13 protein-coding genes are annotated in these 20102 nt (G+C 32.7%); 12 read left to right on the top strand and 1 reads right to left on the bottom strand.

The window, feature by feature from the left end:
• Positions 1-11 precede the first annotated feature (11 nt).
• Entirely contained in the window at positions 12-1919 is a 1908-nt protein-coding gene (gene glgB / locus ABJM36_RS07395; protein WP_348450744.1) for a 1,4-alpha-glucan branching protein GlgB, read from the top strand.
• Between the two features lie 314 nt (positions 1920-2233).
• Positions 2234-4636: a glycoside hydrolase family 31 protein gene (locus ABJM36_RS07390; RefSeq protein WP_348450742.1), complete on the top strand. Its 2403-nt coding sequence runs from the start codon at positions 2234-2236 to the stop codon at positions 4634-4636.
• 450 nt (positions 4637-5086) lie between these two features.
• Here the strand turns inward: ABJM36_RS07390 and ABJM36_RS07385 are convergent, their stop codons facing one another.
• On the bottom strand, positions 5087-6955 hold the full coding sequence (locus ABJM36_RS07385; protein WP_348450740.1) for a sodium:proton antiporter: 1869 nt from the start codon (positions 6953-6955) through the stop codon (positions 5087-5089).
• 105 nt (positions 6956-7060) lie between these two features.
• Here ABJM36_RS07385 and ABJM36_RS07380 point away from each other — a divergent pair, with 105 nt between their 5' ends.
• From ABJM36_RS07380 to ABJM36_RS07335, 10 genes are all read left to right on the top strand, one after another.
• Positions 7061-7909: a universal stress protein gene (locus ABJM36_RS07380; protein WP_348450738.1), complete on the top strand. Its 849-nt coding sequence runs from the start codon at positions 7061-7063 to the stop codon at positions 7907-7909.
• Entirely contained in the window at positions 7906-10113 is a 2208-nt protein-coding gene (locus tag ABJM36_RS07375) for a SulP family inorganic anion transporter (protein WP_348450736.1), read from the top strand. The genes ABJM36_RS07380 and ABJM36_RS07375 overlap by 4 nt, the downstream gene beginning before the upstream one ends.
• 88 nt (positions 10114-10201) lie before the next feature.
• Entirely contained in the window at positions 10202-11062 is an 861-nt protein-coding gene (locus tag ABJM36_RS07370) for an MBL fold metallo-hydrolase (RefSeq protein ID WP_348450734.1), read from the top strand.
• A 30-nt stretch (positions 11063-11092) separates the two neighbouring features.
• Positions 11093-12700 (top strand): S8 family peptidase, encoded by a 1608-nt coding sequence (locus tag ABJM36_RS07365; RefSeq protein ID WP_348450732.1) that lies wholly within the window; start codon positions 11093-11095, stop codon positions 12698-12700.
• A gap of 74 nt (positions 12701-12774) precedes the next feature.
• On the top strand, positions 12775-14580 hold the full coding sequence (locus tag ABJM36_RS07360) for a M1 family metallopeptidase (RefSeq protein WP_348450729.1): 1806 nt from the start codon (positions 12775-12777) through the stop codon (positions 14578-14580).
• Positions 14581-14758: 178 nt separating this feature from the next.
• A complete protein-coding gene (locus ABJM36_RS07355; RefSeq protein WP_348450727.1) occupies positions 14759-15664 on the top strand; it encodes a hypothetical protein in 906 nt (301 codons plus the stop codon).
• Positions 15665-15754: 90 nt separating this feature from the next.
• A complete protein-coding gene (rnpA, locus tag ABJM36_RS07350; protein ID WP_348450725.1) occupies positions 15755-16132 on the top strand; it encodes a ribonuclease P protein component in 378 nt (125 codons plus the stop codon).
• Positions 16133-16138: 6 nt separating this feature from the next.
• The gene (locus ABJM36_RS07345) at positions 16139-17773 is read left to right on the top strand and encodes a S41 family peptidase (RefSeq protein WP_348450723.1); all 1635 of its coding nucleotides are present in this window, start codon (positions 16139-16141) and stop codon (positions 17771-17773) included.
• Between the two features lie 99 nt (positions 17774-17872).
• Positions 17873-18736, top strand: a complete 864-nt coding sequence (locus ABJM36_RS07340) for an OmpA family protein (protein WP_348450721.1) — start codon at positions 17873-17875, stop codon at positions 18734-18736.
• 6 nt (positions 18737-18742) lie between these two features.
• Entirely contained in the window at positions 18743-20098 is a 1356-nt protein-coding gene (locus ABJM36_RS07335) for a T9SS type B sorting domain-containing protein (protein ID WP_348450719.1), read from the top strand.
• Positions 20099-20102: the final 4 nt, after the last annotated feature.

Below are 20102 nucleotides of genomic sequence, written 5' to 3'. Positions count from 1 at the left end.
AACTAAATAACATGGCACAAGTAAAAGTTCACAGTTTATTTACTGAATTTGATATAAACCTTTTTAAAGCTGGAAAGCATTTTAGATTATATGAAAAATTTGGATCTCACCTTGTAACTGTTGATGGGATTGACGGTGTATATTTTGCGGTTTGGGCACCTACAGCTAAACAGGTTTCTGTAATAGGAGACTTTAACTATTGGATGGAAGGTGAGCACCAATTAAATGTACGTTGGGATTCTAGTGGTATTTGGGAAGGTTTTATTCCCTTAATTGGAAAAGGAGCCACTTATAAGTACAAAATACAAAGCCACAACAACGATATTAAAACAGAAAAAGCCGATCCTTATGCTAGGCGCTTTGAACATAACCCAAATACAGCATCAATAGTTTGGGATGATAATTATAAGTGGAAAGATAAAGACTGGATGAAAACCCGTAAAAAGCATAATGCTATTGATGCGCCTTACTCTGTTTACGAAGTCCATTTAGGATCTTGGAAAAGACATACAGAAGAGGATCGCTTTATGTCGTATTATGAACTAGCTGACGATTTAGTAAAATACGTTAGCGAAATGAATTTTACGCATGTTGAGCTTATGCCAATCATGGAGTTTCCATACGATCCTTCATGGGGTTACCAAGTTACAGGCTATTTTGCCCCTACATCACGTTTTGGCTACCCTGAAGAGTTTAAATATTTAGTCGATAAATTACACCAAGCAGGAGTAGGAATTATTTTAGACTGGGTGCCATCACATTTCCCTGAAGACCCTCACGGTTTAGGATTTTTTGATGGTTCACATTTATACGAACACCCTGACAAACGCAAAGGTTACCACCAAGATTGGAAAAGTTTAATTTTTAATTATGAGCGCAACGAAGTACGCTCTTTTTTAATAAGTAATGCTGTTTTTTGGATGGATCAATATCACGCTGATGGTTTACGTGTAGATGCTGTTGCATCCATGTTATTTTTAGATTACTCTAGAGAAGATGGCGAATGGGAACCAAATATTTATGGCGGAAGAGAAAATTTAGCCGTAATAAGCTTCTTAAAAGAATTAAATGAAGAAATATATGCCTCCTTTCCAGATGTACAAACTATTGCAGAAGAGTCTACCGCATTTCCAATGGTATCTAAACCAACATTTGTTGGTGGTTTAGGTTTTGGTATGAAATGGATGATGGGATGGATGCACGATACCTTAGAATATTTTGCTAAAGATCCTGTTTACAGAAAATACCATCATAACGAAATCACCTTTAGTTTAGCTTATGCCTTTACCGAAAACTTTATGCTTCCCTTATCACATGACGAAGTGGTTTATGGTAAAAACTCTATTCTAGGAAGAATGCCTGGAGACGAGTGGCAACGCTTCGCAAACCTACGATTATTATATGGGTATATGTTTACTCATCCTGGAACAAAACTATTGTTTATGGGTAGTGAATTTGGACAATATAATGAGTGGAATTTTCAAGAAAGTTTAGATTGGAATTTACTAGAATTTAAACCACATAAAGACATGCAAAACTATTATAAATCGCTTAATGCTATTTATAAAAACACGCCAGCACTTTACGAAAAAGGGTTTAGTGGTGAAGGTTTTGAGTGGATTAGTCATGACGACCATGAAAACTGTGTGATTTCTTATATTAGAAAAGGCTATAAAGAAGATGGCAATGTAGTTGTAGTTTGCAACTTAACACCAACCGTTAGAAAAAAATATAAAATTGGAGTAACAGCAAAAGGAAAACTAGTTGAAATTTTTAATAGTGATAATGAAGATTTTGGCGGAAGTGGTATAAAAAACAAAAAAGAAATAACCATTAAAAAAGAGTCATGGAACGGAAAGGATTTTTCGGCAGAAATAACTTTACCTCCTTTAGGTGTAACCATTTTTAAATTTAAATAATTAAGAGTTTTTTCATTTAACAACTAATATTTAATTAGTTGTTAAATGAAAACTATTAACCATCCTTAGTTTTAGAATAAAAAAAACTAAGGTATAATTCTTCTTACATCAAGGGTTTAACTTCATATTCCAAGAAATTACCTGTTTAAAAAAACAGAATAATAACCAATTTACTAAATGTTATACTATCCATAAATTAACAAGTTAAAATTTGGGTTATATGCAATACTATTCGCCTATTTTTAATAAAAAGAACCAATTAAGGTCTTATAATTTTAGTAAATTCGCAAATTATTGTTAATACATAATTTAATATGATATTAAATACAGAATTAGAATATAAAGGGAATTTATTTCCTTCAAAAATAATTTCATACGAAAAGAATCTTAATGTACTTTCATTCACTACTGCTAATGGTGTTGTACTTGAAGTTACAGTGCGTCGAGATAGTATTCTTCGCTTCCGGTTTACAACAACTGGTATTTTCGACAATGATTTTTCTTATGCCATTACCAAATATGCTAGTAGAGGTTATAATCACTTAGAGGTTACGGAAGATGAAGACAATTATATAATTACTACATCAAAACTTATCTGTAAAATTTCAAAATTAGATTTAAGAACATCTATGTATGATGCCAAGGATAAATCTTTAATTTGTGAAGACGAATTAGGTTTCCATTGGGAGGAAAGTTACGAGCTTGGAGGCGATATTGTTAAAATGTCGAAAACCGCTCAACCTGGTGAAAGCTATTATGGCTTAGGAGATAAACCTGTAGATAATAACCTTAAAGGAAAACGTTTTGAAAACTGGGTAACAGATTCTTATGCTTATGGTAGGGATACAGATCCTATTTACAAAACCATTCCGTTTTACACCGCATTACACAACAAAAAATCTTACGGGATTTTTTTCGATAATACCTTTAGGTCTTTTTTCGATTTTTGTAACGAACGTAGAAACATTACAAGTTTTTGGGCGCAAGGTGGCGAAATGAATTATTACTTTATTTACGGTCCTGAAATGTCCGATGTAGTAGTTAATTACACCGATTTAACAGGTAAGCCACACGAATTACCAGCTCTTTGGACCTTAGGTTACCACCAGTGTAAATGGAGTTATTATCCGGAGTCGAACGTAAAAGAAATTACAGCTAAATTTAGAAAATTACAAATACCTTGTGATGCTATTTATCTAGATATCGATTATATGGAAGGGTTTCGTTGCTTTACTTGGAGCGAAGAGTATTTCCCAGACCCTAAACGAATGGTAAAAGAATTGGCAGACGATGGTTTTAAAACCATTGTTATTATAGATCCAGGAATTAAAATAGACATGGATTACTCGGTGTTTAAGGAAGGTTTAGATAAAGACTACTTCTGTAAACGCGCCGATGGTCCATATATGAAAGGTAAGGTTTGGCCTGGGGAGTGTTATTTCCCAGATTTCACGAATCCTGAGGTTAGAGATTGGTGGTCAAATTTATTTAAAGAACTTGTTGAAGACATAGGAGTTAAAGGCGTTTGGAACGATATGAATGAGCCGGCCGTAATGGATGTTCCTGGAAAAACGTTTCCTGATGATGTAAGACATAATTACGACGGAAACCATTGTAGTCACAAAAAAGCACATAACGTTTACGGTATGCAAATGGCGCGCGCCACATACCACGGTTTAAAGAAGTTCTCTTACCCTAAAAGACCTTTTGTTATTACAAGAGCTGCATATTCTGGTACACAACGTTATACGTCTAGTTGGACTGGAGACAATATTGCTACCTGGGATCATTTAACTATTGCAAACCTACAAGCACAACGTATGTGTATGTCTGGATTCTCATTTATAGGATCTGATATTGGAGGATTTGCAGAGCAACCTAATGGTGAGCTTTACGCACGTTGGATTCAATTAGGGATTTTCCATCCGTTTTGTAGAACACACTCTTCTGGAGACCATGGCGACCAAGAACCTTGGGCTTTTGGAACAACCATTACAGACGTAGTAAGAAAATTTATTGAATTAAGATATCAATTATTACCTTACTTATATACCGCATTTTGGAGATATGCCGAAGAGGGCGTTCCAATTTTAAAATCGTTAGTATTATACGATCAACATGATCCACAAACACATTATAGAAATGACGAGTTTATTTTTGGTGAAAAAATATTAGCTTGTCCAATAACAGGACCAAACCAAAAAGGCAGACGTATGTACTTCCCTCAAGGTAAATGGTATAACTTCTGGACAGACGAAGTTGTTAAAGGTGGTACAGAACAATGGGTAGAGGCCGATTTAGATAGTATGCCAATTTTTGTTAAAGAAGGTGCTATTATACCTAAATATCCTATTCAACAGTATGTAGGCGAAAAAACTATCGACGAACTTATACTAGATGTTTATTATACTGAAGGCAAAGAAACATCTCAAGTTTATGAAGATGCAACTGATGGTTATGATTATATTAAAGGAAGGTTTAGTTTAAGAGATTTTAATTTATCTGGTAAGAAAAAAGAGTTGATAATTCAACAACATAAATCTGGTAAATTTACAACTACATATAAAACGTTTAAGCTACACTTACATGGCTTACCTTTTGAAATTAAGAAAGTTGAAGTAGATAATGTTATTATTCCTTTTGAAGATCTTAAACTTGCTGGCAATAATTGTTTAAAACTCACTAAAGAATTTACAGAACTTCATATTATTGGGTAATAAAAACCTATTGCATTAAAACATTAAGCCTCTCTTTTTAACTTAAGAGAGGCTTTTTTTTATTTGTTTTTCACCTTTATAAAAATACTTAACTAAAACAGAAAGTGGCAGTATGAAAAACCAAAAGTTATTAAAATAATCCATGTTGCCTTATATACAGGGTAAATTTAGGTCTATATTTATATTGGAGATATTAGGTAGCTAAACTTTAATCCGTCTAAGCTAAATCAATCATACATCATTTCTATAATGATACCTTTAATAGCTTAAAAAGCTTAGAAATTAAGGTTTAAAACACGGTTAAAACCTACCGACCACAAACTATAACCAAAAAAAGTTCTAGCAGGATATCAAACTGGGTCAATTTTAAGGTGGACAATACTTGAAGGTTTATGTAATTTACAAAACATGGGGCATAATCCAAACCCCAGCCCCATAATACAAACGCTACTAATCTTCCTTTCCTGTCATAATTTCAGCAGTAGGAACCTCATCAATATCAAAAGGTTTTCCTAAATAAACTAATTGGTAACCTGGTTCAATATCTTCAAATTCTAGATTATGAGAAGAAATAATATGAAATTCACCTTCATTATCTTTAACAAACAATGGAATAATCTCCATATCGTCGTTAGAGATTTTAATAAGGGTATCATAATGTGCTTTATCTTCTAAGTCAATTTCCTGAATGGATGGATACGCTCTTGTTAGCTCTAAAAGCGCGCTATAATCATCTCTATGTGAAAATAATCCTTCCTTGGGGTTAGTGGTGTCATCAAGCATTTCTTGAGTTGTAACCAACCTAAAAGCACCATTTTCTCCAAATTGTTTACTTAATTTATTAATAGCATATTTATTAATATCTGGATTTCCTGTTAAAGCCATTAAATAGCCAACATCGTTAAGTTCAATATTATCGCTTAATGTTTCAGAATAAATATTGGTACTAATAGCCTCTAAACCTAACTCCTTAGCTTTTCTAATATTACTTTCGTTACTATCAATTAAAACCACATGCCTGCCGTTCGTTAAAAGATAATGCCCTAAAAGCCTGGACACTTTTGATGCGCCTACTATTAAAATACCATCAGATTTTTTAAGAAAAACACCAACTAATTTAGCAAATAAGCGTGCCGTTGTGGCATTTAATAAAACGGTTCCTAATACAATCATAAAAACCAAAGGGGTAATATATTCGGCACCTTCAACACCTTGCTTTATAAGTTTACTTCCAAATAACGAAGCAATACCTGCTGCCACAATTCCTCGTGGCCCTACCCAACTTATAAACACCTTTTCGTTAGTCTTTAGCTTGGAGCGCATGGTACTTAAAAATACAGCTAGCGGCCTAATTACAAACACAACGGCCGCAAATAAAATAACGGTGTCCCAATTGTAAAGCAACATCAGGTCTTCAATATTAATATTGGCTGCCAAAAGAATAAATAATATTGAAATTAAAAGAACGCTTAACGACTCCTTAAAATAAAGTAATTCTTTTATATTTTCTAGTTTTCCGTTACCTAGAACCATTCCCATAACAACAACGGCAAGTAAACCAGATTCGTGAGCAAAAATTTCGGATTCCACAAAAACCAATAAAACAGTAGATAAAGACACTACATTTAATAAGTAATGCGGAATAAATTTCTTGTTTATAGCAAACGCCAATGCATGTGCAAAGGTAAACCCGAAGGTGGTACCGAATAATATAATTTTACCAAACTCTATTAACGCGGTTTTTGTAAAACCACTATCGCCTTCTACACTAATAAATTCGAAAACCAAAACGGCAACCAAAGCACCAATAGGATCTATTAAAATACCTTCCCATTTTAAAACTGTAGAAATATCTTTTTTAAGCGGAATATTTCTTAAAATAGGTGTTATTACCGTAGGTCCGGTAACAATTATTAACCCAGAAAACAAGAATGATAATTGCCAGCTTAAGTTAAAAATATAATGCGCCAATATTCCAGCACCAAAAAATGTGACAGCAGAACCTAGGGTAATTAACTTGGTAATTACAGGGCCTACATTTTTAATTTCTGAACGTTTTAAGGTTAAACCTCCTTCAAAAAGAATAATACTAATAGCCAATGAAACAAAATAATATAAGCCTTGTCCAGGAAATAGCCCTTTTTCGCCATTCCAAATAGGTTCAATCCATTTACTTCCATCCTCGCTTAAAAACGCTGCAGCAATTGGTCCAACCAATAAACCAATTAAAATTAAAGGTAAAATAGCAGGTATTTTAAATTTCCAAGCTACCCATTGTGCTAATATTCCTAAAATAATAATTCCTGCAAGTTCTAACATAGGCTATTTGTTTTTTTAAAAACACTAAATTAAGTAAAACCCATGATTTAATGTTTTGAAAAAATGTTATCTTTCAACTTTTACATTAAAATTTTAATAAACCCTTTGTATTTAAAGTCTTTTAAAAGTATTGGAATTGGAGTAGCTTTTTCTCCAAACTTAAAAGCTAACCTATTTGAAGCCGCTAGGTTATCTGTATTTTTTAATGCCAAATTAATATTAATTCATGTTGGCGAAGCATCAGAAGAAAAAACGGGTGTGCTAAGCAATTGTCTAAAAAGCTTTGAAAAAGACCATCTAGACTATGAAGTTGTTTTTAAACCGGGTGACCCTGTTAATGTTATTTTATCTACTTCCGAAGAAAAAAAAATAGATTTGTTAATTCTAGGTGCTATACAGCGTGAAAAGCTTTTAAAATATTACGTGGGGTCCATTGCTAGGAAAATTACACGTCAAGCTAAATGCTCTATTTTACTTCTTATAAAACCTTCGGTTGAAAGTAATCCTTGTAAACATATTGTTGTAAATGGTTTGAAAGACCCAAAAACGGAACAAACCATTACTGCTGCATTTTATGTTGCCAACCATGTTAATTCCGAAAAAATAACGATTGTTGAAGAAATTGATCAAGAAGAAATTCATATAAAAGTTGACGATGATAAATCGTTAAGACGCGCCAATATCGTTAAAGAACGTATTAAACTTAGAGAAAACTCAAGGGTAAATGAGATTATTAAGCATATTCCAGAAAAATATACCAAAAATAAAACCATAAAATTACAGCCTATTTTTGGTAAACGCGGTTATTCTATTGGGCATTATGCACAAATTTCAAGAGCCGATTTATTAATTATGAATAGCCCTTCTAAAATGAATTTTTGGGATCGCTTATTTCCGCATGATATAGAACATATTTTAACAGAATTACCAACCGATGTTTTAATCCTTCAATGAGTCCGAAAAAAAATAACATAAGCGCCTTTTTTAAAGTCTTACCTAAAAATATATTTTCTGGTTTTGTGGTAAGTCTTATTGCTTTACCATTAGGTTTAGGTCTTGCCATGGCAAGTGATGCCCCACCAATTGCAGGTATAATTGCTGCAGTTATAGGCGGTATTATGGTGTCTATTTTAGGTGGTAGCCACATTACTATTGTGGGTCCTGGAAATGGTTTAGTAGGTGTGCTTTTAGTGGCCATAACAACTTTAGGTTTAGAAAGTGCATATATCGCCATTGTGTGCTCGGGTATTTTACTCTTACTATTAGGTTTTTTTAGAATGGGAGCTTTAGCAGATTTTTTTCCATCTTCTGCCATACAAGGTATGCTTGCGGCTATTGGTTTAATTATTCTAGGAAAACAGTTTCATATTATGATGGCTCATAAAATTAAAAGAGCCGATACTATTGATTACTTAGTAGAAATTCCTTTCACTATAAACGATGCCGTTCATTACGAAAATAAAGGCTTAATATTTGCTGCCTTAGCTGGTATTTTAAGTTTAACTATAATGCTGTTTTATTCTAAAATTAGAAATAAATATTTACAGCTTATACCTGCACCTATGTGGATTGTTATTTTATCCATAGCCTTTAGTTATTATTTCGAGTTTGGTTTACACGAAGCTAATCCTATTGCACCACAGTACATGGTTTCTGGAATTCCCAGTATACAAGAAATTATCGCAGATATTCCAACACCGAATTTTAGTGGTATTTTAAGTTTTTCTTTTTGGGGTAGCGTTTTAGCTTTAACCCTAATTTCTAGTATAGAATCGCTTTTAAGTATTAAAGCTGTTGATAAATTAGATCCAGAAAAACGACGTTCTAATGTGAATAGAGATTTAAAGGCTTTAGGTTTAGCAACTGTAGGAAGTGGTTTATTAGGTGGTTTAAATGTAGTAACGGTTATAGCCAGAAGCTCGGTAAACGTAAATCAAGGCGGAACCAACCGATCTTCAAATTTTTTCCATGCCTTTTTTTTAATTTTATTTATTGCTTTTTTTAGCACCCAGCTTACCCGAATTCCGCTTCCTGCCTTAATGGCTATTTTAGTCTATACAGGTTATAAACTAGCATCGCCAAAGGTTATCACTAAAATGTTTTCCATTGGTAAAGAGCAACTTATTATCTTTTTTGTTACGCTAATTGTTACCCTTAAAATTGGATTAATTACAGGTATTCTAGCTGGGGTTTTAACAACATTTATTATTCATATTATTATCAATAGGCATTTAGGTTATGGATTAATTGTAAGAAACATAGCAAAACCTAACGTTTTAATGTACATGGAACAAGGTAAGAAAAACAACTACTATGTAAGTGTAAAACATTTTTGTAGCTTTTTAAACTACTTCAGGCTAAAAAAACATTTGGATGCCATTCCAGAAAATAAAGATGTTATAGTAGATTTTTCGTTGTGTCATTTTGTTGATGATACCGTTTTAGAAAACATTAGTAACTACCAAGAATTATTTGATAAACGTGGCGGTCATTTTGATGTTGTTGGATTGGATATGCACGATACAGATACCAAACACCCTTTTGCTTCCAGACGCTTACTACCTGTACCAAATATTATAAAAAACAGCTTAACAAGACGCCAAACAAGTATGGAGACTTTAGCTAAAGATTATAATTTAATATATCTTCCTAAAAGGAAAAAAAAGGTGTCCTTTTTAAATAGTTTTTCGTTTTTTAGCACAAAACACATCAACCATATTTACAATAAATTAACCGATAATAATTGTTATATTTCAATATTTGATATCGAATTTTCTGAAGGTGAATTTATTGCTAAAGAAGAAGGTAGAAAAACGATGCTTCATATCGATTTAGATTTTACTATTCCAAAATTTACCTTAGATAAAGAAGGATTTCTAGAAAAAGTTTCAGCCTTTGCTGGCTATAAAGATATTGACATTGATAATCATGATGATTTTTCAAATCGCTTTTATTTATTGGGTGATAACCGTGCGGAAATAGCAAAGTTTTTTAATGATGACGTTACACATTTCTTTGAAAGTAATCCTTATTACCATGTTGAATCTAACGGAAATGCCCTCCTAATTTTTGGAAAAGAACGTTTAGCTAGTATTAAAGAAATCAAAGCCCTATATGATTTTGGTAAACGATTAAGGCAAGTTATTGCAAAAGCATAAAAAAAAACACGATTAATCGTAAAAGAATTCTTAATAAATTCTTAACCTTTTCAAGGGTTTAATATAGATTTCTTAATTTTACACTCCTATGAAATTACATCCTATTAATGCCGGAAACCTAAAGCTTGATGGTGGCGCCATGTTTGGTGTTGTACCTAAAGTATTGTGGAACAGATCAAACCCTGCAGACGCCAATAACATGATAGATATTGCGACGCGCTGCTTATTAATTGAAGATGGCAACCGCCTTATTTTAATTGATAATGGGATGGGTGATAAACAATCCGATAAATTTTATAGTTATTATAACCTTTGGGGTGGCTTTAGTTTAGATAAATCTTTAAAAGAAGCCGGTTTTCATCGTGATGATATTACCGATGTGTTTATGACCCATTTACATTTTGACCATTGTGGTGGAAGTATTCAATGGAATAAGGACAGAACGGGCTACGAACCGGCATTTAAAAACGCATATTTTTGGAGCAATAAAGACCATTGGAAATGGGCAACCGAGCCTAATAGGCGTGAAAGAGCATCCTTTTTAAAAGAAAATATTATGCCTATGGAAGAAAGTGGACAATTAAAATTCACAGCACTTCCAGAAGATAATTTTCTAAAAGACTCACAACTAGGTTTCGATATCTTTTTTGCCGATGGACATACCGATAAGCAAATGATTCCTCTTATAAAATACAAAGGTAAAACTATTGCGTTTATGGCCGATTTATTACCAACTGTTGGTCATTTACCACTACCCTATGTAATGGGCTATGATACTAGGCCTTTATTAACGCTCTCCGAAAAAGAAAACTTTTTAAATTTAGCAGCAGAGCAAAATTTCTATTTATTTCTAGAACATGATGCGCATCACGAAATTATTACCGTACATAATACCGAAAATGGTGTGCGATTAAAAGGGTTACATACCTGCGAAGAAATATTCAATTAAAATAAAAAATGACTAATTCAATATAATACCATGAGAACAATTAATTTAATAGCAAAATCTGCATTCCTTGCAGTTTTAATGTCTGGTTGTGGCGGTGTCGCACCTATATTATCAACACCCGTTGAAAACATCGATTCATCACCACTAAAAGTTTCTAAACTAACTGAAGCAGAAGCGCACAATTGGGGCCATTTAGATTTAGTAAAAGATACCATTCCTGGAATGAGTGTTGATAGAGCTTACGCTGAAATTATTAAAAATAAAAAAGGAAAAAAGGTTATTGTTGCAGTAATTGATAGTGGCATTGATATCGATCATGAAGATTTGGATGATGTGATTTGGACCAATAAAGATGAAATTCCAAATAACGGAAAAGACGATGATAATAATGGTTATGTTGATGATGTACACGGATGGAACTTTTTAGGAGAAGGATACAATGAACAATTAGAATTTGTTAGAATTTTAGCTAGCGGAAATACTAGCCATCCTGATTATGCTGCTGCCAAAACAGAATACGACAGTCAATATCAAACTTGGTTAGGCAGAAAAACTCAATATGAGCAAATTTATCAACAACTTCAAACAGCCGATGCAGCATTAACAAAACACTTTGGTAAAAAAGATTATACTAAAAAAGAAGTAGCCGATTTAAAACCTGAAAATGAAAGTTTAGCGCAAGCGCAGCAAATAGCAAACTATATGCTAAACAATGGTATGGATTCTATAGCTGATGCGGTAAAAGAAATTGAAAACGGTTTAGAAAGTATTAACGACCGTTTAAACTATAACTTAAATAAAGATTTTAATGGTCGTATTACTGGTGACAACCCAGACGATATGTCTACCAAATTTTATGGTAATGGTAATGTAAAACCTGTTAAAATCACTGAAAGTCATGGTACCCACGTAGCAGGTATTATTGCTGCCGAACGTAATAATGGCAAAGGCGCAAATGGTGTCGCTAACAACGTAGAGATTATGAGTATTAGAGCTGTACCTAATGGCGATGAGTACGATAAAGATGTAGCCCTAGCCATTCGTTACGCTGTAGATAATGGCGCTTCTATTATTAACGGAAGTTTTGGTAAAAGCTTTTCTACACATAGCGATTGGGTTCGCGAAGCTATTACTTACGCCTCGCAAAAAGATGTCATTTTTGTTCATGCTGCCGGAAATGACAGTAAAGATGTAGATTCAGAACCAAACTTTCCAGATGATAATGTAAATTATAAAGAAATTTCAGACACTTATATTAGAGTTGGTGCTTTGGCTCCTAAATATGGGTCGTCAATGGTTGCTAATTTTTCTAACTACGGAAAACAAAATGTAGATGTATTTGCTCCAGGAGCAAGTGTGTACTCTACAACTCCAGAAAACGATTACCAAACTAAGGGCGGAACATCAATGGCTGCTCCAGCTGTTGCTGGTGTAGCGGCATTAATTCGTTCGCAGTACCCAAACTTAAGCGCTGCTCAAGTAAAACAAATAATAATGGATTCTGGTTTAGCCATTAATTCTAAAGTTATTGTTGGAGGAAACTCTGAAGATATTCGTCCGTTTGCAGATTTAAGTAAATCTGCAAAAATGGTAAATGCCTATAATGCTTTAATTATGGCGGCTAAATTAGCTAAATAAAATATTATAAATTATAAAGGTTGTTTTTTGATGTTAAAACATCATTTAACAACCTTTTTTTACTACACAAATCTATGAATCGTTTTATTCTTTCCACATTAATTATCGGATTATTACTGTCTTGTAGTAGTCAAAAAAACATGGCTGTTTCTGTGCCACAAACGCCATCAACTTCTACTACCAAAGCATCTTGTTATTGGCAACAACATGTCGATTACAAAATGGATATTGATATGGATGTAAACAACTATCAATATAAAGGAAAACAAGAATTAGTCTATACAAACAACTCTCCAGATGTTTTAAATAAAGTATTTTATCACTTATATTTTAACGCTTTTCAACCAGGGAGCGAAATGGATGTGCGTTCAAGAACTATTGCAGACCCAGATTCTAGAGTTGGAGACAGAATTAGCAAGTTAAGTCCAAATGAAATTGGTTTTATTAAAGTAAACTCATTAAAACAAAATGGTGTTGATTTAAAACATGAAACTGTTGGTACGGTACTAGAGGTAGAATTAGCAAAACCTATTCAACCCGGAGAAAGCGTAACTTTTAATATGCTTTTTGATGCTCAAGTCCCTGTTCAAATTCGTCGTTCTGGTAGAAACAATAAGGAAGGCGTAGCGCTTTCAATGACACAATGGTACCCTAAATTAGCCGAATACGATTTTGAAGGTTGGCATGCAGACCCATATATTGGTCGCGAATTTATTAGTGTTTGGGGTGATTATGATGTAAAATTAACCATCGATAAAGATTATGTTGTAGGTGGAACAGGCTATTTACAAGATAATCCTAAAATTGAAGGCAATAAAAAGACACTTCATTTTAAAGCACCAAACGTACACGATTTTACTTGGGCTGCAGATCCAGATTACATTCATGATACTAAACAAGTGCCTAATGGTCCGCTTTTAAATTTCTATTACAAAAACACATTAAGCGCAGAACACAAGCAAAACTGGAAAAAATTACAATCTAAAACGGTTGAAATGATGCAGTATTTCTCAGAACATATTGGTAACTATCCTTTTGATCAATACTCAGTAATTCAGGGTGGCGATGGCGGTATGGAATATGCCATGTGTACATTAATTACCGGTGAACGTAGTTTTGGAAGTTTAGCCGGTGTTACAGCACACGAGTTGGCTCATACTTGGTTTCAGTTTTTATTAGCATCAAACGAAGCTAAACATGAGTGGATGGACGAAGGGTTTACCACCTATATTAGTAACTGGGCTATGAATGATATCTTTAATGAAGGAAAAGCAAATCCTAACGAAAGTTCTTATAAAGGATATATATATTTAGCAACTTCTGGAAAGGAACAACCGCTTACCACACATGCAGATCGTTATACATACAATCAAGCCTATAGTATTTCGGCTTACAGTAAAGGGGCCGTATTTATGTCGCAATTAGGTTATGTTATTGGCGACGACAACCTTAAAAAAACCATTAAAAAGTACTTTACAGACTTTGCATTTAAACACCCAAAGCCTTTAGATATTATTAGAACTGCCGAAAAAGTATCTGGTTTAGAACTAGATTGGTATTTAATAGATTTTGCACAAACTACTAACACTATTGATTATGGTGTAAAACATATTGATGGCAAATCCATTACCTTAGAGCGTATAGGCGTTATGCCAATGCCTCTAGATGTTACAGTAACTTATAATGATGGTTCAACTGAAGATTTTTACATCCCTTTACAAATAATGCGAGGTGAAAAACCAACTTCGGCGACTACCATTAAAGATTGGGCGTGGGCATATCCAACATATACCTTCGAAACATCAAAAACAGTAAAATCCGTTCAAATAGATCCTAAAGAATTAATGGCAGATATTAATAAGGAGAATAATAAAAAATAACATTTCATATTATTATAATAACAAACCACTTAGTGTAAAAACGAAGTGGTTTTTTTATGCCTAATGCTTTAACACACCCAAAACTTTAAGAAAAAGTCATAAAGCATTTAAAATGAATTTAACATAATTTAAATATTTAAAGAGTTACTTCGTAAAAAAAAAATTAGCAACAAAAATTATGAAGAAAATACTACTAACTTTAACCTTAGGTGCATCTTTATTTGCCACAAGCTGTAAAAAAAATACAGAGAAAAAAACAGAACCTACAAGCTTAGAAACCACGACTAAAGATTTAGCTATAAAACCAGAATCTTGGATTAATGCCCGTGTTGAAAAATCTAAAAAATTATTGCAAAGTACTGAAGCCGGAAAAGTAATTTGGCAAGCTATGGAAGCCCATGGCGGACTTAAAACATGGTACAGTAATGGGCCATTATCATTTCATTTCGACTATTTACCTTTAGATGGAAAAACACGTCGTAATACCCATCAAACTATCGATACTTGGAGTAACAAAGCACGCCACCAAAGCCTTACAGACCCAACCGATGAGTTTGGATGGACAGGTGAAAAATCATGGAAAAAAACAAAGGACTCTTTAGCTTTTCCTTTCGATATGCGTTTTTGGGCCTTAACACCTCATTACTTTTTATCGCAACCTTTTGTTTTTGATGGCGAAGGCGTAAATTTTGAAAAACTAGAAGATAAAACGCATAATAATGAAGCTTTTAATACTATCAAAGTAACTTTTAGTCCAGGTACAGGTGATGCTCCAGATGATTATTATATCCTGTATTTTAGTAAAACAACACATAAATTAGCGGTTATACGCTACATCGTTTCTTATCCAGAATATTTTAAAAACGGAAAAATGAAACATTCTCCAGAAAAATTTATGGAAATTCAAGGCTATCAAACGGTTAATGGTATTGAGTTTCCAACAGGATATCATACACATTGGTTAACAGAAAATGAAACAGCTGGTGAGCACATAACAACCATTACTGTTGATAATATTTCTTTTAAACCAAACATTGAAAACGCTTATTTTGATATGCCAAATGATGCCGTACTTATTGAGTAAACATTTGTAAAAAAAATTAAATTTCAAAAACCACTTAGTTAATAAGTGGTTTTTTTATTTTCTTACCTTTGGTGCCTTAAAACAAACCTATTGAATTACACTTACGGTAAAAAAGAAAAGCTTAAAAGTAAAAAATTGATTGACCAATTATTTACTGAAGGGAAATCAGTATCGGCCTACCCATTACGTTTGGTGTATTTGGGTACCGCTTTTAATGGTAATTTAATTGCAAAAACAGGAGTTTCCGTTAGTAAACGTAACTTTAAAACTGCTGTAGACAGAAACCGAATAAAGCGCTTATTAAGAGAAGTTTACCGATTAAATAAATCAAACTATTTTAACAATTTAACAACTCAGCATGCGTTTATGATTTTGTACATTGGAAAAGACAAACCTAGCCTAGACCTCGTTGAAAATAAAATGAAAATTCTGTTTGAAAAGTTTACAAACAGAATTTCAGAAAAATAATCAATCATGAAAAATATATTTAAAAAGAAAATCATAATTCCAATACTAGCTGGTGTTCTGTTTTTTTCAACTACAGCTTTTAAAAACGATTTTTTTGAAATTGCCAAACAAATAGAAATTTTCACCACATTATTTAAGGAATTAAATATGAATTATGTGGACGAAACAAACCCTGGCGATTTAATGGATACCGCCATAAAAAGTATGCTTGCAGATTTAGATCCGTATACTAATTTTATGAACGAACAAGATGTTGAAGCGGCTAGGATTAACAATACGGGCGACTATACAGGTATTGGTGCGAAAATAAGAACCCAAAAAGACAAACTAATTATTATAGAACCTTACAAAGGTTACCCTGCAGATAAAGCAGGTTTAAAAGCTGGAGACGAAATTATAAAAGTAGGTAATACTTTAATTGAAGGTTATGATGATTATCCTGGCAATTTACTTAAAGGTCCTCCAGACTCCTCAGTAGAGGTTGTTTTTAAACGCCAAGGAAAAACTCAAACAACAAGTATAAAACGTGCTGAAGTAGAGATTAAAGCAGTTCCACACTTCTCTATGATAAACGATAAAACCGGTTATATTGTTTTAAGTAAATTCAACAAAAAAGCCCATGCCGAAACTAATTATGCTTTACGCGATTTAAAAGCCCAAGGTGCCGAAAATATCGTTTTAGACCTTCGTGGCAACCCCGGTGGCTTACTAAGAGAAGCCATAAAAATTGTAAACCTTTTTGTGCCAAAAAATCAATTGGTAGTAACTACAAAATCCAAGGTAAAAAAATACAACCGTACCTATCTTACAACGGATGAACCTATTGATACCGAAATTCCTTTAGTTATTTTAATTGATGGCAAAAGTGCCTCGGCTAGCGAAATTGTATCTGGAGCACTTCAAGATTTAGACCGAGCGGTAATTGTTGGATCTCGCAGTTTTGGAAAAGGTTTAGTACAACGCCCTAAAATTTTAACTTATGGTACACAGGTTAAAATTACTATTTCAAGATATTACACGCCTTCTGGACGTTGTATTCAGGCTTTAGATTATTGGAATAGAAATGAAAAAGGAGAAGCCGTTAAAGTAAAACAAGAAAATTATAATGCCTTTAAAACTAAAAATGGACGACAAGTTTTTGATGGGGGTGGTGTTTTTCCTGATGCCCAAGTTGGTTCGTATAAAATTTCGCCTATTACAACGGCTATTATTAACAATAATTTAATTTTTGACTATGCTACGAAATATCATTACAGCCACAGCATTAGCGATATTAACAGTTTAAAACTAACGGATGCTGATTTTTTAGATTTTAAAAACTTCTTAAAAACAAATAATTTTTCATTTGAAACAGATACCGAAAAGGCCCTTAAAAAAGCTTTTGAAATAGCACAAAAAGAAGAATTAAACGATAATATTGAATACGATTACAATACTTTAATTTCTAATTTAAAGACATCGAAAACCGATATAATAGATGAAAATAAAAACTATTTATTAGAATTATTAACCAAAGATATTGTTAAGCAATATGTATATAGAGAAGGCTTGTATGAATATTTGGAAATACATGATAACGAAATTAAAAAGGCTACAAATATACTTGCTAACCCAATAACATATCAAGGTTTTTTAAATTAAAAGCAGACTTATTAAATTACGAAGAACCCCATACTTGTTGACTTCTGGCATGATTTTAGATTAAATATAGTATATTTATCACCTATTCAAAACCTATATATGACTAAATTATTAGTGTTAATATGTTTTACTTTAAGCTCTGTTTTTTCTTTTTCTCAAAAAGATTTAACACACGAAGTATATTTTAATACCGATAAATACGAAGTTCCAAACACCGAAGAAAACCGTTTACTTTTATTCATATCTAACCTAAATGATATAGACATAGAATCTATTTCAATATTTGGTTTTTGTGATGATAGAGGTGCAGACACCTACAACTTATTACTTTCACAACAGCGTGCAGATGCTATTAAAGCTATTTTTGCAAATAACGAAATTAGCGAAGATTTAATATCTAATGTAGATGGTAAAGGTGAAATACTTTTAAAAATAATTGAAGAAGAAAATCTTTTAAAAATACGAGGTTTAAACCGAAAAGTAGAAATTATAGTAAAACCTAAACTACCAAAACCGGTGGTTAAAAAGGTTGTAGATAGCACGCCAAAACCTAAAATAGAAAAAGGTATTGAAGATCTTATTAAAGAAGGCAATAAAGGCGATAAAATTTTATTTAAAAATATTTTATTTAAAACGGGTTATGCTTCGGTTACCCCAAGTTCAAAAAAAATATTAGATTCTATTGCTAATGCGCTATTAGAACGCGAAGATATATACTTTACTATTCAAGGGCATGTGTGTTGTACACAATATAGCAGAGATGCTGTTAATAGACAAACTAAAAAAAGAGATTTATCTGCTGCTCGTGCAAAATATGTGTATGACTATTTTGCTAAAAAAGGTATCGATAAAAAACGTATGCGACACATTGGGTTACGACGAAAATTTCCTCTTGGTGGCGATCCAGAATTAGATAGACGCGTTGAAATTCTTATAACATACGTTAGTAAACCTAGCAACTAAATTTAAATGGCTACCAAAACTAAATTTTTCCTAATTAGTTTCTATTTGGTTTCCTTTTGCTGCCTTTCTCAAAATACATTTATTCCAGATGATAGTTTTGAACAAGTTTTAATCGATTTAGGCTTAGATGCTGGACCTTTAGATAATTTTGTACCAACTTCTAATATAAATTCTGTAACAAGCTTAGATTTAAGCTTTGATGTTACCGGATTAATTATTTCCGACCTTACAGGTATTGAAGATTTTATAAGCTTAAACCAACTTTTTGTTCAAAACAATCAATTATCAAGTATTGATGTTAGCTCCAATACTAATTTACAGATTTTATGGTGTTTCAATAATCAACTTTCAAACTTAAATGTTTCGCAAAACCCTAGTTTAATTTCGTTACGTTGCGAAGATAATCAGCTTACAAGTTTGGATACTTCAAACAATGCTAATTTAAATGTATTGATTTGCGAACGTAATAATTTATCGTCCTTAGATATTTCAAGTAGCACTGGTTTAAACAGATTGCAATGCGGATCCAATAGCTTAACTAATTTAAATGTTAGTAATATTACTAACCTATCATATTTATCCTGCGAACAAAATAACATTACAACTTTATACCTTGAAAATAATAGTAAACTGACGGTATTACTATGTTTTGAAAACAGAATTTCTACTTTAAATCTTTCTTATAATGTTAATTTAACCGAAATAAATTGCAGTAGTAACACCTTATGTAGTTTAAATTTAAAAAACGGGAATAACGGAAACATCACACTAATGGATTTTGATTTAAATCCAGATTTAAATTGTGTTGTAGTGGATAATCCTGATGCCGACCATACGACTTGGCAACCTTCAAATTTTACTAATTATGTAAATTCTAATGACGCTTGCAGCGATTTTATTCCTGTTGATAGCTTAGAGACTGTATTTGGAACAAGTTATACCTTACCATCACTAAATAATGGGAATTATTTTACTGAGCCTAATGGCATGGGAACAGCCTTAAATACTGGAGATGTAATTAACAGTACCCAAACTATTTACGTTTTTAACCAAACGCTTTGCTATAGCAACCAAACTAGTTTCGCCGTGATTATTAATAACGAAGATTATTTTATTCCAAAATACTTTACACCAAACAACGATGGTATAAACGATGTTTGGCAAGTTTATGATCGATTAAACCTTGTTAATAACATTTCAATTTATAACCGATACGGCAAGCTTTTAAAATTTTTACCAAGTACTACTATGGGATGGGATGGGACGTATAATGGCCAATTATTAAATAGTGGTAGTTATTGGTATGAAATTATTTTAAATACACATGAGGTGGTACGAGGTTATTTTGCATTAAAACGCTAGAAAA

The organism is Algibacter sp., from assembly GCF_039977455.1.
Lineage (GTDB): Bacteria > Bacteroidota > Bacteroidia > Flavobacteriales > Flavobacteriaceae > Algibacter_B.
Note: the sequence above shows the minus strand (reverse complement) of the source record. Positions and strands in the feature narration are given on the sequence as shown.

Excerpts from the sequence above, each read along its gene's own strand:
- glgB (WP_348450744.1), top strand. The coding sequence starts at position 12 with ATGGCACAAGTAAAAGTTCACAGTTTATTTACTGAATTTGATATAAAC.
- ABJM36_RS07390 (WP_348450742.1), top strand. The coding sequence starts at position 2,234 with ATGATATTAAATACAGAATTAGAATATAAAGGGAATTTATTTCCTTCA.
- ABJM36_RS07385 (WP_348450740.1), bottom strand. The coding sequence starts at position 6,955 with ATGTTAGAACTTGCAGGAATTATTATTTTAGGAATATTAGCACAATGG.
- ABJM36_RS07375 (WP_348450736.1), top strand. The coding sequence starts at position 7,906 with ATGAGTCCGAAAAAAAATAACATAAGCGCCTTTTTTAAAGTCTTACCT.
- ABJM36_RS07370 (WP_348450734.1), top strand. The coding sequence starts at position 10,202 with ATGAAATTACATCCTATTAATGCCGGAAACCTAAAGCTTGATGGTGGC.
- ABJM36_RS07365 (WP_348450732.1), top strand. The coding sequence starts at position 11,093 with ATGAGAACAATTAATTTAATAGCAAAATCTGCATTCCTTGCAGTTTTA.
- ABJM36_RS07360 (WP_348450729.1), top strand. The coding sequence starts at position 12,775 with ATGAATCGTTTTATTCTTTCCACATTAATTATCGGATTATTACTGTCT.
- ABJM36_RS07355 (WP_348450727.1), top strand. The coding sequence starts at position 14,759 with ATGAAGAAAATACTACTAACTTTAACCTTAGGTGCATCTTTATTTGCC.
- ABJM36_RS07345 (WP_348450723.1), top strand. The coding sequence starts at position 16,139 with ATGAAAAATATATTTAAAAAGAAAATCATAATTCCAATACTAGCTGGT.
- ABJM36_RS07340 (WP_348450721.1), top strand. The coding sequence starts at position 17,873 with ATGACTAAATTATTAGTGTTAATATGTTTTACTTTAAGCTCTGTTTTT.
- ABJM36_RS07335 (WP_348450719.1), top strand. The coding sequence starts at position 18,743 with ATGGCTACCAAAACTAAATTTTTCCTAATTAGTTTCTATTTGGTTTCC.